At 52.4% G+C, this 14,464-nt stretch carries 15 protein-coding genes; 8 read left to right on the plus strand and 7 right to left on the minus strand.

Annotation, left to right across the window (positions count from 1 at the left end; translation table 11 throughout):
* From Q2B33_RS18600 to Q2B33_RS18615, 4 genes are all read right to left on the minus strand, one after another.
* A partial coding sequence (locus Q2B33_RS18600; RefSeq protein ID WP_300823015.1) for an ABC-2 transporter permease occupies window positions 1–634 on the minus strand: 634 nt, incomplete at its 3' end.
* A complete protein-coding gene (locus Q2B33_RS18605; protein WP_300573008.1) occupies window positions 622–1,488 on the minus strand; it encodes an ABC transporter ATP-binding protein in 867 nt (288 codons plus the stop codon). The genes Q2B33_RS18605 and Q2B33_RS18600, both read right to left, overlap by 13 nt.
* Window positions 1,489–1,639: 151 nt before the next feature.
* A complete protein-coding gene (locus Q2B33_RS18610) occupies window positions 1,640–2,011 on the minus strand; it encodes a GntR family transcriptional regulator (RefSeq protein ID WP_251207730.1) in 372 nt (123 codons plus the stop codon).
* Between the two features lie 642 nt (window positions 2,012–2,653).
* Complete coding sequence (locus tag Q2B33_RS18615) at window positions 2,654–3,184, minus strand: nitroreductase family protein (protein ID WP_300573013.1); 531 nt, start codon at window positions 3,182–3,184, stop codon at window positions 2,654–2,656.
* 231 nt (window positions 3,185–3,415) lie between these two features.
* Here Q2B33_RS18615 and Q2B33_RS18620 point away from each other — a divergent pair, with 231 nt between their 5' ends.
* The 6 genes from Q2B33_RS18620 to Q2B33_RS18645 all read left to right on the plus strand — a co-directional run bounded on the left by Q2B33_RS18620 (window position 3,416) and on the right by Q2B33_RS18645 (window position 8,698).
* Window positions 3,416–3,958 (plus strand): NUDIX domain-containing protein, encoded by a 543-nt coding sequence (locus Q2B33_RS18620; protein WP_251207728.1) that lies wholly within the window; start codon window positions 3,416–3,418, stop codon window positions 3,956–3,958.
* Window positions 3,959–4,164: 206 nt separating this feature from the next.
* Window positions 4,165–5,307, plus strand: a complete 1,143-nt coding sequence (locus Q2B33_RS18625) for an ABC transporter substrate-binding protein (RefSeq protein ID WP_300784012.1) — start codon at window positions 4,165–4,167, stop codon at window positions 5,305–5,307.
* A 238-nt stretch (window positions 5,308–5,545) separates the two neighbouring features.
* A complete protein-coding gene (locus Q2B33_RS18630) occupies window positions 5,546–6,541 on the plus strand; it encodes an iron ABC transporter permease (protein ID WP_300573025.1) in 996 nt (331 codons plus the stop codon).
* Between the two features lie 255 nt (window positions 6,542–6,796).
* Window positions 6,797–7,075, plus strand: coding sequence for a type II toxin-antitoxin system Phd/YefM family antitoxin (locus tag Q2B33_RS18635; RefSeq protein WP_251207725.1), 279 nt, complete (start codon window positions 6,797–6,799; stop codon window positions 7,073–7,075).
* Window positions 7,076–7,077: 2 nt separating this feature from the next.
* Window positions 7,078–7,395: a type II toxin-antitoxin system RelE/ParE family toxin gene (locus Q2B33_RS18640; RefSeq protein ID WP_251207724.1), complete on the plus strand. Its 318-nt coding sequence runs from the start codon at window positions 7,078–7,080 to the stop codon at window positions 7,393–7,395.
* 532 nt (window positions 7,396–7,927) lie between these two features.
* Complete coding sequence (locus tag Q2B33_RS18645; RefSeq protein WP_300816010.1) at window positions 7,928–8,698, plus strand: ABC transporter ATP-binding protein; 771 nt, start codon at window positions 7,928–7,930, stop codon at window positions 8,696–8,698.
* A gap of 212 nt (window positions 8,699–8,910) precedes the next feature.
* On the opposite strand, the gene Q2B33_RS18650 is transcribed toward Q2B33_RS18645, so the two are convergent.
* The 3 genes from Q2B33_RS18650 to Q2B33_RS18660 are packed head-to-tail and all read right to left on the minus strand — an operon-like array spanning window position 8,911 to window position 10,775.
* Complete coding sequence (locus Q2B33_RS18650) at window positions 8,911–9,573, minus strand: ABC-2 transporter permease (RefSeq protein ID WP_300573036.1); 663 nt, start codon at window positions 9,571–9,573, stop codon at window positions 8,911–8,913.
* Window positions 9,566–10,414: an ABC transporter ATP-binding protein gene (locus Q2B33_RS18655; RefSeq protein WP_300573039.1), complete on the minus strand. Its 849-nt coding sequence runs from the start codon at window positions 10,412–10,414 to the stop codon at window positions 9,566–9,568. The genes Q2B33_RS18650 and Q2B33_RS18655 overlap by 8 nt, the downstream gene beginning before the upstream one ends.
* Window positions 10,398–10,775, minus strand: a complete 378-nt coding sequence (locus Q2B33_RS18660; protein ID WP_251207719.1) for a GntR family transcriptional regulator — start codon at window positions 10,773–10,775, stop codon at window positions 10,398–10,400. Before Q2B33_RS18660 ends, Q2B33_RS18655 begins: the two co-directional genes overlap by 17 nt.
* A 464-nt stretch (window positions 10,776–11,239) precedes the next feature.
* Between Q2B33_RS18660 and Q2B33_RS18665 the strand changes: the two genes are divergently transcribed.
* Together Q2B33_RS18665 and Q2B33_RS18670 are read left to right on the plus strand one after the other, a co-directional pair.
* Window positions 11,240–12,061 carry a MerR family transcriptional regulator gene (locus Q2B33_RS18665; protein WP_300573044.1) on the plus strand — a complete coding sequence of 274 codons (822 nt, stop codon included), beginning with the start codon at window positions 11,240–11,242 and terminating at the stop codon, window positions 12,059–12,061.
* A gap of 21 nt (window positions 12,062–12,082) precedes the next feature.
* Window positions 12,083–13,072 (plus strand): serine hydrolase, encoded by a 990-nt coding sequence (locus Q2B33_RS18670; RefSeq protein WP_300573047.1) that lies wholly within the window; start codon window positions 12,083–12,085, stop codon window positions 13,070–13,072.
* The last annotated feature ends 1,392 nt before the right edge of the window (window positions 13,073–14,464 follow it).

The following is a 14,464-nucleotide window of genomic DNA, read 5'->3' on the forward strand; positions in this document are numbered from 1 at the left end:
GCTCCCTCCGCCTGGCATATCCCGCCGCGCTGATCAGCAGGGATACCCCGAAAGCCGCGACTGTCACAGCCCCCGCCAGGAAGAGATAGGAGGAGAGGGAAGCCGCCATCGCGGAGAACCCGGAGCCGTCCTCGAAGTATTTGATGAAATAAAATACCGGAACCACGATGAGCATCCCCATGACCTGTGCGGACTGCACCCCGAACCAATAGGTCAGCGGCAGACACACCCCCGTCCACATCAGCGGGAGGAACACCGCCGCGAAGGCTCCCAGGCCCCAGACGACAGGGTCAAAGTTCCGGTACAGCACCGAGGAGGCCAGATTCAGCGCCCCGGCGCCCAAAAGGCTGACGCCCAGGGTGCAAAGCACGGAGATATACTTGCTGGCCACCACCGACATGTCGCTCATGGGCAGGGCCATCTGATATTTCTGCCAGCGGGCCTTGTCGTCGCTGACGAAGCTCATGACATTCTGCATGCCCACGGTCATGGCTAGCAGGACGGAGGCCATCAGCCCCCCGTAATAACCGGCTTTGCACAGCAGCAGAAGAGAAAAGGCTGCCGCTATAAGTATCAGCTTTTTATCAATACATTTACAGAAAACAGTGAATTCCTTATAAATCAGTCCTCGCATGGTACCCCTCCTTTGATATAGAAAAGCATGATGTCCTCCAAACTGGCGTTGTCCACGATTACGTCCGGATAGCTGCGCCTTGCCGCCTCCTTGTCCCGGACCAGGCATTCCATGGACAGCTTCGTGTCCCGGTAAGTGATATAGTCGTCGGGAGAGAGGGAGGCGAACCGTTCTTTCCCGCATTTCAGGATGCCGTAATGGTACACCAGGTCGTCCTTCTGCTCCTCGAAGACGATCCGGCCCTGATGGATCAGGATGACGAAATCCGCGATTTTCTGGATGTCCGAGGTGATGTGGGAGGAAAAGAAGATGGAGTGCTCCTCGTCCTGGATGAATTCCAGGAACAGATCCAGGATCTCGTCCCGCACCACAGGATCCAGCCCCGTGGTGGCCTCGTCCAGAATCAGCAGCTTCGGCCTGTGGGCCAGGGCGCAGAGGATGGAGAGCTTCATCTTCATCCCCTTGGAGAAGGAGCCCACGGGCTGGTTCTCCGGGAGCCGGAACCTTTGCAGGTATTGGCGATAGAGGGCGCTGTCCCAGCTGCGGTAGATGCCGGAGAGCATCTTCTCCAGGTTGGCCGCCGTGAACACGTCGTGGAAGGTGCACTCATCGAATACGACACCGACGTCTTCTCTGGCGCAGCGGGCAGTGTGCTCCATGCCCAGGAGCTGGATCTCGCCGCTGTCCTTGGTCAGCTCATTCAATATCAGGTTGATGGTGGTGCTCTTCCCGGCGCCGTTCTCGCCGATGAAGCCTACAATCCTTCCTTTCGGTACGCGAAAGGAGACATGGTCTAAGGTGAAGCCGGGGAATGTCTTGCACAGATCCCTGACTAAAATGCTGTTTTCTTCCATGGTGATGTCCTCCTGTCTGTGGTGGGTAAGGGCAAAAGCTGCCCTGTTATGGGTTCCCTGGCGGGTTCCTCTGCCGGTATGCGGCCTTTTTGCTGTATGCGGTTCCGCCGGTGGTTCTGCGTCTGAGTTTGGAGTCCGGCGTCTGTGCCTGTCATTCCTCGTAGAAAAGCCTGAGGATGCCGGCCATCTGCTCGTAGGCGATTCCGTGGGCCTTGCCGATCTCCGCTACCTTCTGCAGCAGCTCCTCCGCCCGGCGCAGCTGTTCCTCCTGTATGAACTCCCGGTTCTGGGGCGCTACGAAGCTGCCTTTGCCGGAGACTGTCTCGATGAAGCCGTCCCGGGTCAGGTCTTCGTAGGCCCGCTGCACCGTGATGACGCTCAGGTGCAGGTCTTTTGCCAGGGCCCGCATGGAGGGCAGGGCCTCGCCCGGGGCCAGGGAGCCGTTCATGATCTGGCTCTTGATCTGGAGACAGATCTGCTCGTAGATCGGCTTATCGCTGCTGTTGCTGATAAGGATTTCCATTTTGTTCTCCTGCTCTTGTCATAGAAAGCTTTCTGTGCGCATCTGCCGGATGTGCTCCCGGGGCCCAGGGGCGTTGCTTTGGAGGGCTTTTTTGCGAAAGCGATTGCCAAAGCGTGTTTGTCAATGCCTTAGCCGAAGCCAATGGCAAAACGGCACTGCAGTCCGTGTGCATGTTACATCTGATACGTATCGATTGTAGCTAGCGTACTTAATCGATAAGTACACTATAGACGATTTGGATCGGTTTGTCAATGCCGTTTTTAAAAAATTTGGGAATTTTTTGTTTCAGATTGGTTTGATTGCCGCTGATAGCGGATGCCCTGCGCTTTAGGGACTGGGGGACTGGTAGTAGCTCCCAAAATAGAGTAGAGCGCATAGATTGCTTTCTATACGCTCTGACGCTGTGTAACTTATTCGGTTATGATTTGCGTCGTTGCCTGTTATGCTGTCGGCGCCCGTTCTGCTTTTTCATTTCATTGGCTGCACGCTGTTTTGCACGTTCCAATGGCAGTAAAGCTTTTCTGAATTTCTTCTTGATTCGTTCTTAAGCCGCGCACTATCCGACATCTGCTCCCCAAATGGCGAAAGCCTGAATGCCGCTTCCCGACACCTTGTGGAAGCGCCGGAAAGCGAGGGTTCCGCTCACAGATAAGTGACCTGCACATCGGCATCGTAGGTATGGGGCTCCTTGGTGACCGCCTTATGCCCGAAAGCGATGGCAATCTTGTACTCATAGTCCGCGGGGAAGTCCAGGGCAGCGGCGAAATGCGCCTTCTTCTCCCCCTGCATCGCGTCCAGGATGCAGCCGATGATCAGGCTCCCCAGCCCCAGGCCTTCCGCCGCCAGGGCCATGTTCTCCACGGCGATGCCCGCGTCCAGGGAACCCCATTTGTAGGTGCTGTCGGCGCTGAGGATCACCACGGTGGGCGCTTCGTAGTAAAAGTTGTGGGCCGGGGAAACGATGTCCCGCAGACGGTTCTTCTCGTCCTCCAGCTCCAGTAAGATGGGATTGTCTCCTTTCAGCACGGTGAAATGCACTTCCTGCCGGTTGGCCGCCGTGGGCGCCTGGAGCCCGGCCTGTATCAGGGCGTCCAGCTGGGTGTCGCTCAACGGCTCGTCCGTATAGCCTCTTGTGGAGCTGCGTTTCTCGATTGCTTCGATGACTTGGTTCATGTAGTCTTCCTCCTTTCCGGTTCTGCATTTCAGTATATTTTATCGAAGGTTCTTTGTCAACAGTCCGTCAATGGTTCGGCGTTTCGGCCGCTATTGAATTTTGGGGGACTCTGCGATATAATGTACCATGTGTGGTTCAGGATATGGATCATAGTCTGGAAAAGTGCGCCGGAAACCGGAGCGCAAAGAATTGCCTGTTGTTGAATCGGACTTTGGAGGAAACCTTTTTGTATGGAATTCATTGATATTTATGACGATTTAGGACAAAAAAGCGGTAAAAGCGAAGAGAAAGGCGAGGCACATAGAAAAGCGCTTATCCATAGAGGTGTCTGTGTGTGGATTATGAATTCTAAGCAGGAACTATTGCTGCAAACGCGGAGCAGTCATGTCATGTTTCCTGATATGCTGGATATTTCTTTTTCGGGGCATATTCAGGCTGGCGAAACTTCTTTGGAAGCTGTCAGGAGAGAGGGACGTGAAGAACTTGGCATCAATATAGACACGTCCAAACTGCAATATCTGTTTTCCTGCCGTGAATGTGGCGGCATTGACGGATATTTCGAGAATGAGATTGACGATGTGTTTCTTTATAGAGCGGATATTCCTATAGATGGGTATTCCTTCTCCGATCATGAGGTAAAGGAAGTAAGATACATTTCGGTTGATGAATTCAAAATGATGGCAGAGTCAGGTTCGCCCATGCTCCTGCCTTATGAAACGCACTATCTTTTTTTGCTGATTGCCTTATACTGCATAACGCTGAATACTGCCTAATGTAATCATGCGATTGAACCAGTCAGCGTTATGCAGTCTGGTTTCACGGCAAGTGAAATCGTTAGGCAGTATAAATAGTCGCATAAGCAGCTTGGCAAATTGAGGATTATATTAAATGTCCCGCGGTTCTTCGAAACGAAGCGTCAGGAACGGTTTTCCGAAAATGGGGCATTAAAAAGAAGCTGTCCAAGGGAGGAGAGAATGGCATGAAAAAGATAAAATTATATCTGATGATTGGTATGATGGCAGTGGGACTGGCGGGCTGCGGGCAGACCGGGAGCCAGCCGGAAGGCCAAAGCGGCGGCCAGGCAGAAGAGCAGACCGGGAGCCGGACAGAAGGCCAGACCGGCAGCCAATCGGAAGACCAGAGCGGTGATGGGACGGAAGGGCAGACCGGGAGCCAGTCGCAAGACCGGACCGGCGGCCAGGCAGACAGCCAGCCGGAAGGACAGGGAGAAAGCCAGGCTGGCCAGCCGGATGCCGGGGCGGACGCTGCCTATACGTTTACGGACGATTTGGGACGTGAGGTCACGGTGGAATCCTATGAGCGCGTGGCGACTCTGCTGGGGAGTTATGCGGATATGTGGATATTGGCGGGCGGGGATGTCTGCGCAGCGCCGGACGACGCTTTCGTGGATCTAGACCTGCCCCTTGGGGAGGATACCGTGAACCTGGGAGAGACCAAGCGCCTCAGCCTGGAACTTCTGCTTTCCGCAGACCCTGATTTCGTCCTGGCCAGCACCAACACCAGCCAGCATCTGGAGTGGCAATCGTCCCTGGAGGGCGCGGGCATCACGGTGGCCTATTTTGACGTGTCCTGCTTCGATGACTATCTGCGCGTCCTGAAGACCTGTACAGACATTACAGGGCAGCCGGAACGCTACACCCAATACGGAACGGATATCCAGAAAGAAATAAACGAAATATTGAGCAGAAATGCCGGAAAAAGCGCTCCCACCGTACTGTCCATGCGCGCTTCCGCCACCAGCATACGGGCCAAAGGCAACGGCGGCAACGTGCTGGGCGAGATGCTGGAGAGCTTCGGCTGCGTCAATATCGCGGACACGGACGACAGTCTCCTGGAGAGCTTAAGCCTGGAGAGCATAATGCTGATGGATCCGGATTTGATACTGATTGTCCAGTCCGGCGATGATATTGAAGGCACCCAGGAGAACATCGAGAACATGTTCCGGGAGAATCCCCTCTGGAACGAGCTGGGCGCGGTGAAGAACGGCCAGGTGCATGTCCTGGACAAGCATCTGTACAATCTGAAGCCCAACGCCCGCTGGGCCGAAGCCTATGAAGAGCTGGAGAAGATTCTGTATCCGGAGCAGGACGTTCCGCAGTAACCCCATGAACGGGCTGCGTCACCTTGTATGAAAGTGAGGCAATAAAGGGAACTGCCTGGGGGTTTACTGAGTGTCTGCACTTGGCGCACAATGACGTACACAAACCGCAAGGGCATACGGTTTGGCGCGCTGCTGTCTTTCGCGGCTTTCCGCAGGCAAGATGCAGGACTTTTACAGCAAATCCCCACTCGGCGGAAGAAATGGCCGGAGCATCAGGACAGGACGGAGGAATCCTCGTATGTACAATAAGAACCATAACCGGCTGCTGCTCGGGGGCGGCATTGCCGTCTGCCTTTTGATCGCGGTGACGAGCCTGTGCCTGGGAAACGTCCATTTCACCCCAGTGCAGCTGATATCCCTTTTCCGGGGCCAGGGAGATAAGGTGAGCAGGAGCATCCTGCTGTACGCCAGGCTCCCCCGCACCCTGGCTTCCCTGGCAGCCGGGGCGGGGCTGGCGGTGTCGGGAGCCGTGCTGCAGAACGTGCTGGCCAACAGGCTGGCCTCCCCCGGCATCATCGGGGTCAACGCCGGAGCAGGCCTGGGTGTGACCCTCTGCTGCGCGGCGGGGGCATTGTCCGGTCTGGCCGTTTCCTGTGCGGCTTTCGGCGGGAGCCTGATTACGGTTCTGTTCATTTTCCTGTTCTCCCATCGAACCAATGCGTCCAAGACCACGGTCATCCTGGGCGGCGTGGCGCTGAACAGCATCCTGAATGCCGTCTGCGAATCCGTGACGGTGCTGGACACGGACGTGGCCATGCTGAGCATCGACTTCCGGGTGGGCGGCTTCTCCGCGGTATCCTACATGCGCCTGCTGCCTGCGGCCGGGCTGATCGCGCTGGCGCTGGCAGTGCTGTTCACCCTGTGCAACGAGCTGGATGTGGTGACGCTGGGGGACGAGACGGCCCAGGGAGTGGGCCTGCGGGTGGGGCGGTACCGCATGCTTTTTCTGGTATTGGCCGCCCTGCTGGCAGGGGCGGCGGTGAGCTTCGCGGGGCTTCTGGGCTTCGTTGGGCTGATTGTGCCCCATTTCGTCCGCAGGTTCACCGGCAATGAGAGCGGGCGGCTCCTGCCCATGTGCGCTGTGGCGGGAGCGGGGTTCGTCACCCTCTGCGATATGGCGGCCAGGCTGCTGTTCGCCCCCTATGAGCTGCCGGTGGGGATATTGATGTCCGTGGTGGGCGGGCCTGTTTTCCTCTACATGCTGATCCGGCATAAGGGCGGGCATGCCGGGTGAGATGTGGTTCCGCGGTTCCTCAGGGGATTTTTGTGACTTTTTTGGGTACCTATAGAAGTATTTCTGACGCTATGGGCGGCTGCACCGTGAATATCTCAAACAGGAATACCTGGCATGGTACAGCTCCACATAGGGAATGCTTTTCCGAAAAGAGAATTTGCGTTGATTTCATAGGCATATTGCGATATAATTTGCTTAGTAACTGTTGGAAATTGACTGATACAATTTCTTATGCTGTATATGGAGGTGACAGATATGTATGCTTTACAGGAAACCATAAGGCCGTCGGCAGACCTAAGAAATCATTATAGCGAGATTTCCAGACAGTGCCGGGAAGGAAAGGAAGCTGTCATCATTACTGTCAATGGACGAGGCGATACGGTATCTCTCTCATATGAAGAATACAAAAACATGAAATCCCGTATAGAGTTGCTGGAAATTCTTACGGAGGCGGAGGATGATGTGAAGAACGGGCGTGTGGCCCCCATAAGCGATACCATCAGCGACTTGCGAGCCATGCTGCAGGAGGATTGATTTTGAAGTACAGGATTGTTCGTACCGATACAGCAGATGCAGGCATCCGGAAAATCATATTATATGTGGCTCAGAACTTCGGTAATAATGTGGCTTTGGAGCAGCTTGACGAAATAGAAAGCAGAATATCAAGTCTGGCAGACGATCCCTATATCGGGGCAGAGCCGAGATATCCGGTGCTGAAGAGACAGGGATACAAGATTTTGATACTCAAAAAAGATTTGGTATTCTATAAGGTCAACGAAGCGGACAGGGAAGTCGTCATTTATGCGGTAGTAGATCAAAGACAGGATTATCTCAATATTATCCGGGGGCTGTAAATCAATATTTTATCCTGGCCTGGGCATTCTTCCATTCGCCCATATGGCAAAAGCCATCTTGTCACCGCAATCCGCATGGATTGAAGCATCCAATGATACACAAAAAGAACGAACCCCTGGCTGTATGGCGAGTACAGTCAGGAGTTCTTCTTCTTTTTTGGAGAAGCGAACTGTCCGGGCTGGGCTACCACTAGTCTTCACTATCCAACCTCTTGCCCCCCTTTTTTCTGTTGCCAGGGGAAAATGCTTTCAGGAAAATCATGAATTTGTAGCTGTCAAGGGGCTGCGCTTATGATATACTTGTACCAGTGGGGCTGTAAAGCCGCAGAAGACCTGTGCCGGCAGAAAGAGCAGGCCGGGCAGCTATGGTGGCTGCTGTACAGGCTGTGTACAGCGATTAAAGCCTGTGCGCGGACGGTTGCGCAGGTCAGGAACGGCTTGGGAGAGCGGATTGGTGAGGTGCCGTGGCCAGGAAAGGAAGGGCCCGGCGGGAGAGGGAAGCAAAGGAGGCAGGGTTCAGATGGATGGCGCTATGGTTGAGATGGAGGATGTCCGGGCCGGGTACGGGAAGGCCGAGATTCTGCACGGGGTGGACTTCCGGGCGGAAAGCGGTGAAATCACCACGATCATCGGCACCAACGGCAGCGGGAAGAGCACCCTATTGCGCACGCTGCTGGGATTCCTGCCCATGCGCTCCGGAGACATCAGAATAGACGGTATTTCGATAAAAGATATCTCCCGGACAGAGCTGGCCAGAAGGATCGCTTACCTGCCCCAGGGAAAGAACGTGCCCGACATCTCGGCAGGCCGCATGGTTCTCCACGGGCGGTTCCCCTACCTGACCTATCCCAGGAAATACCGGGAGACGGACGTCCGGATAGCCAGGCAGGCCATGGAGCAGATGGGGATAGCGGAGCTTTCTGAACAGCACATGTCCCGGCTCTCCGGCGGTATGCGCCAGAAAGTCTACATCGCCATGGCCCTGGCCGGACAGGCCCCCGCCATCGTCATGGACGAGCCCACCACCTACCTGGACGTCGGGCAGCAGGTGAAGTTCGCGGAGACAGTCCGACAGCTGGCGGACGAAGGCAAAACTGTCGTCTTAGTGCTGCACGACATTCTGCTGGCCCTGAAGATATCCGCCCGGATTGCCGCTTTGGGAGAGGGCAAGGTCATCTGGAGCGGCACGCCCGGGGAGATGCTGGAACAGAATGTGTCGCAGCGGCTCTACGGCGTGGCTGTGGGAGCCGCCAGGACGGACGCGGGGACGCAGTATTTCTATGAATATCCCTCCGGAGACTGAACGGTGGAAGGCTCATCCCAAGAGGAGATGTGATTCGGAATCGCCCCGGCTGCAGACGTTTCCGAGCCAGGGTCTTTCGCACCAGCCGGAGCGTTCCCTTCTAAGAATTCCGGCTCGAGGGTTCCGGGCTGAAAATTCCATCCTGAGAGTTCCGGTTTGAGGATTCCGGCCTGAGAGTTCCATCCTAAGAGTCCCGGCATTGAAGTTCCAGTCTAAAACTCCCGCCGCCCATACAGTCTCGCGGACAGCAGATAGGAGAGGGCCAGCAGAATCCCGCCTGCCGTGAACATCCCTCCGCTGACGATTAAAATGTGGTCAGAAGCATACACCAGCAGGTCGAAGATAAAAGTTCCGTTCCCCAGGAGCATATCATATTCTATCAACGCGATATAAGCCAGGCAGACGAGCAGCGCAGGCACATAATATCCCCAGACCTTCCCCTTCTGGTACCCCACCTTGAAGAGCAGCGGATACATGGCCAGGCTCATGACGCCGTAGAAAAGGAAACTGAAGGAAACCAGCGCCAGCTTCCAGCTGAAGCCCGGGTACCATTTGGAAAAAGAGACCAGATTGGCCAGGGGCATCATGGCCAGCCCCAGCAGGGCGCCCGCCGCGAACAGGAGAAAAGACAGGACGTATCTGCCGGTGACAATCGTCCGCCGCTGCACCGGCAAGGTCAGATAGAGCCGGTTCAGATCCCCCTTTTCCTCTATGGCGAAAGGATTCAGGGAGAAGGAGAACAGCAGGAAGCTTCCCATGGGTACCAGCAGGACAGGGGAAAAGCATCCCGTCACGAAAAGGCTCCCGGGGATGATCAGGAACCTGATACGATAGCATTTCATTGCAGACCAGTTCAATCTCAACATTCTAAGCATGTTTTCTGCTCCTTTCCATATAGACTACCACATCGTCGATCGTGGCCGGTTCCGTGACGGCGTCCGGGGGAAGTCCGCCAATCCTGTCCAGTTCCATGAGACATTCATAGCCGCTGCCGGTCTGGCGCAGGCCGATGGCGGCGGATTTCTTCCCCTCGGGAAGCACATCGCCCCGCACCACGCAATAGCGGGAGACCAGCTCCTCCTTGTCCCCGGCATAGGAAATGGCGCCGCCGCTGATATAGACGATGCAGTCCGCAAGCCGTTCCAGGTCGCTGGTGATATGGGTGGAGAACAGAATCGTGCGGCCTTCCGGAACCAGATATTCCCGCAGGATGTCCAGCAGCTCGTCCCGGGCCGCAGGGTCAAGCCCGCCGGTGGGTTCGTCCAGCAGAAGCAATCGGGTGTTGCGGGAGAGATGGACGGCCAGGCCCAGCTTCTGCTTCATGCCCCGGGAAAAGCTCTTGAATTTCTTCCGGGGGTCAAGGCCGAAGCGGGACAGGCAGCTTTTGTACAGGGCAGCGTCCCAGCCGGGATAGAAGGGGGACAGGCTTCTTTCGATATCCAGGGGCGTCCATTCCTCCTGATAGTAGGGCTGGTCGAACAGGATGCCGATATCCTCCTTCGCGGCAGGGGCGTTGGCGGGCCTGCCCAGCAGGCGGATGTCCCCGCTGTCAGGAAAGGCCAGCCCGGCCATCATCCTTAAGGTCGTGGACTTCCCGGCTCCGTTGGGCCCCACAAAGCCACAGCAGAGGCCTTCCGGCACGGTGAAGCTGATGTTTTTTAAGGAAAATCCCGGATAGGTCTTGCATAAATCATGGATTTCAATTGCATTTTTCATGGAAAATCTCCTCCAGTCTGTCTTGTAGTTCGGCAAGGTTTAGGCCTGCCGCTTTTCCCTTTTCCACCGCTGTCCGAAAGGCTTCATCGATGTTTTGCAGATACTGGCGGCGGACCATTTCTGCGTCCCCCTTGACGAAGCACCCCCGTCCCTGTACGGTGTAGATTAGCCCTTCCGCCTCCAGGTCGCTGTAAGCCCTGGTGGTGGTGATGACGCTCACACGCAGGTCTCTTGCCAGCTGGCGCATGGAGGTAAGGGGCTGGTTCGGGGCCAGCCGTCCGTCCAGAATCTGGGCCTTGATCTGTATCTTAATCTGCTCGTAAGTGGGGATGTCGCTTTGCAGGGAAATATGGATGTTCATTTTGGGCATCACCTCCGGTCTGTAGGTTTCCCCACGGCGCCGCCGGTTCTTCGGCATGGCGTGGTGTTGTTTTGTGGAGTGCTTACTGTATATATTGAGTATATGCACTATGGGCGAATCTGTCAAGAGGGAATTGTCTACAAATAACTGCTACGAGTTTAAAGCCGTTTTCCTTGCATTTCTGGGCTTTTTTCTAAAGAAGTTGTAGCAGTTATTTTCCGACAGTTCCAAATGAAAAATTTTCCACCTGTGCGGTTGCAATGCACAGATGGAAAATTTCCGATGGTGCGGTTGCGGCCAAGACAGGCGCGATATCAGTATCCTGGTTCGGCGAAATTCTCATATTGATTTGGATTTTATATAGCGTTAAGATTTCTCATGAGAAGCCGACAACAAAAAATGCCTTTGACTTTACCCTTACGGTAAAGTGTATACTTTAAGGAAGAAAAGGGAGGTGATTATCAGTGCTGTCCATTGGTGAGTTTTCAAAAATATGCAAAGTATCTACAAAAACTCTCAGATATTACGCTGAAATAGGGCTTATTCTGCCAAGTGAAATCAACCCGGAAACCGGATATAGGTACTATGCGATTGAACAGTTGGAAACTATGCTGCTTATTATCCGTTTGAAATCATACAATTTCTCATTGGAGGAAATAAAGCAGATGATAGAATCGGGAGAATTGTACGAGGAAAAATTGTATGTTGCCCTAACCCGAAAACGGGAAGATATAAGAAAGCAATTACATGAACAGAAGAAGCGTCTGTATCAACTGGAATGCGATATATCGAACCTAAAAAATGGGAAGCCCATCATGTCATATTTAGATGATATTGATGTAGAACTTGTGGAGGTTCCGATGATGTGCCTGCTTTCTATCCGCAAAATGGTTCAAGCAGATAATTTTTCTGACGATTACGGCGTTTGCTTTGGGAGGTTATCAGGCAGGATAAGGAAAGAAAATTTAACCATAGCCAATCCCCCAATGGTTTTATTCCACAGCAATGAATTTAGCCCGTTTGGTTTAGACACAGAATTTGCTGTCCCTATTAAAGAATATGTGACTGGAACAAGAGATTTTAAGGCGGGGTTATGTCTGAAAACTGTTGTAAAGGGAAGCTATTCGATTTTATCTTCTGTATATGCAAAGCAGATAAAATGGGCAGAACAGAAAGGGTATGAATGCACCGACGCATTGTTTGAAGTGTATGTAACAGACCCCTCTCAGGTTGCGGAGGAAGATGAACTGATTACAGAAGTCTATTATCCAGTTAGAAAAATTTAAAGCGGAGGTCGATCAAACGGCATGAAACAGGAGCAAATAACATCTTTAGAAAATAAAATAAAAAAAGAATATGGCAATATAACCGGAATCATTGTACTGAAAGATAATAATGCTGCTTACGAAAGTTATTTTAATCAGTGTTCAGAATATGACCCCATTCATATTTTTTCGGTGACGAAAAGCATCATTTCCATGTTATTCGGAATTGCCTTAGATAAAGGCTGTATCAAAAACCTTGATGAAAAAGTAATTGATTTTTTTCCAAATTATCAAACCAGGAAAAGGGAGAAAACAATACAGCATGTTACAATCCGGAATCTGCTTACAATGACCGCCCCCTATAAGTATAGGTTTAACCCTTATCCAAAATATTTTTCCAGTGATGATTGGGTAATTTCCTCTCTTGATCTTTTGGGCGGAAACGGAAAAATTGGGAATTTCAAATATGCTCCTGTCATCGGAATTGATATTTTATCGGGCATACTTGTCAATGCTACAGGGAAATCCGTATTAGAATTTGCACAGGACAATCTTTTTTCTCCGTTGGGAATTTCGGTGGATAAAAACATCTATTTTCAAAGCAAAGAAGAACAACTGGATTTTTATCAATCAAAGGGTGCAAACGGCTGGGTTGCTGACCCGAAGGGAACGAATACGGCTGGCTGGGGATTATCCCTTACAACTATGGATATGGCTAAATTAGGGCAGTTATATTTGAATGAGGGACATTGGAACGGCAGACAGGTTATTTCCGATCAATGGATTTTCGAGAGTACGCAGGTACAAAGCGTTTGGAAAGCACGCCATTTAAAGTATGGGTATTTGTGGTGGGTTATAGATGAAGCGGAGCATTCGTATGCGGCTTTAGGTGACGGTGGAAATGCGATATATGTCAATGTTAAAGACAAAATTGTAGTCGCTATTTCCTCTTTATTTGTTCCAAGAGTGAAAGACAGGATAGATTTCATAAAAAGAGAGATTGAACCCCTATTTATACTGTGCACCGGTTAAATTTGCAGTACAAGTAAAATTAAGTATATGATAGTCGGACAGCCGCAAGCGGAAAATAAAAAACCGTTGTTGGCGGCAGGCTTTTTATGTGCCTGGACAAAGTATTGCGGCGCTACACCTCGCACATTTAAAGGCTAAACTGGTTGAAGCCATATTGAAATTCTGTTTCGGCCGTTAGGGGTAGCAAAGAGGGCGAAATCAGCAGACTGCTTGTTACGCCTTAGTTTTACAGTGATAAGGAAGTATTCACAACAGCTTATTTGGTTTTAGGGTGTAATTATAAAAAATGGCGGGATTTCAGGCTATAAATATACATTGCATGTTGTAGGTAAATATTTTATAATCAAGGCAGTGGAAACCAGTGGTTCATACCGAACCCGCATGCAAATATTTCAAGCTGTTTTCCAAATCGCACAAGCCCGAAATACGAGCGGTAGCCCTCTGCGCGATAGGTTTCTGTACTTGCGCGCCGGGGAAGATGTCCACCGAAAATTTGCACAAGAATTTGCACAGGGGCCTGATGGATAGACTGCCGGAAACCCAATCAAGATAGAGAAAGTGAGATTTTGAATGAAAAGACAAAAGCTGGCCCTGCTGTGCGGTATGGCCGCCCTTTTCCTTACGGCCTGTGGGAGAAACGACGCAATAGCGATACCGGATGTAGAGACAAAAGAAAACCAGCCGCAAAGCAGTGACGTGAAAGCGGAAGACAGCCCGGATGATTCAGACGACTCAGAACCAAAAGAAAAGCCGCCGCAAAGCAGTGGCGCGAAAGAGGAAGACGGCCCGGATGATTCAGACGATTCAGAAAACAAGGAAGCTTCAGGCACAGAAACGGACATGGAAAGCCCTGCCGATAAGGAGCCCTGGGAGCAGGCATACCTTGATTATCTGGATGGATTTGAAGCCAGCGGTTCCTGCACTTACAGCCTGATCTATGTGGACGAAGATGAGATTCCGGAGCTTGTGATAGATTCCGGCTTTGAAGCGGGAGGCTGCCAGATTTTGACCTGGCATGATGGAGTTCTGGATGTGCTGCAGACCAGCCGCCTGTATTTTACCTATATTGAGAAAGGGAATCTCCTCTGCAATTCCGAAGGGAACATGGGATATTATTATGATAATGTATACGCCATCAAGGACGGCTCCTGGGATTTCATAGGCGGAGGAACCTACCAGGATCCGCCGGACGGGCCGAAGCTTGATGAAAATGATGATTATTTTTTCGAATACCATTGGCTGGAGCAGCCGGTAGAGAAAGCGGAATATGAACAGAGGTTTCATGCCGTTTATCCGGAAGAGGAGGGAAAGACGCCGGAGGTGTATTATATTGAGGTCGAGATGCGCTCTCTGCTGGAAAGAAAGGAAACGGCCTCGGCAGCACACCGCTAT

This window comes from uncultured Acetatifactor sp. (assembly GCF_948601915.1).
GTDB lineage: Bacteria > Bacillota > Clostridia > Lachnospirales > Lachnospiraceae > Acetatifactor.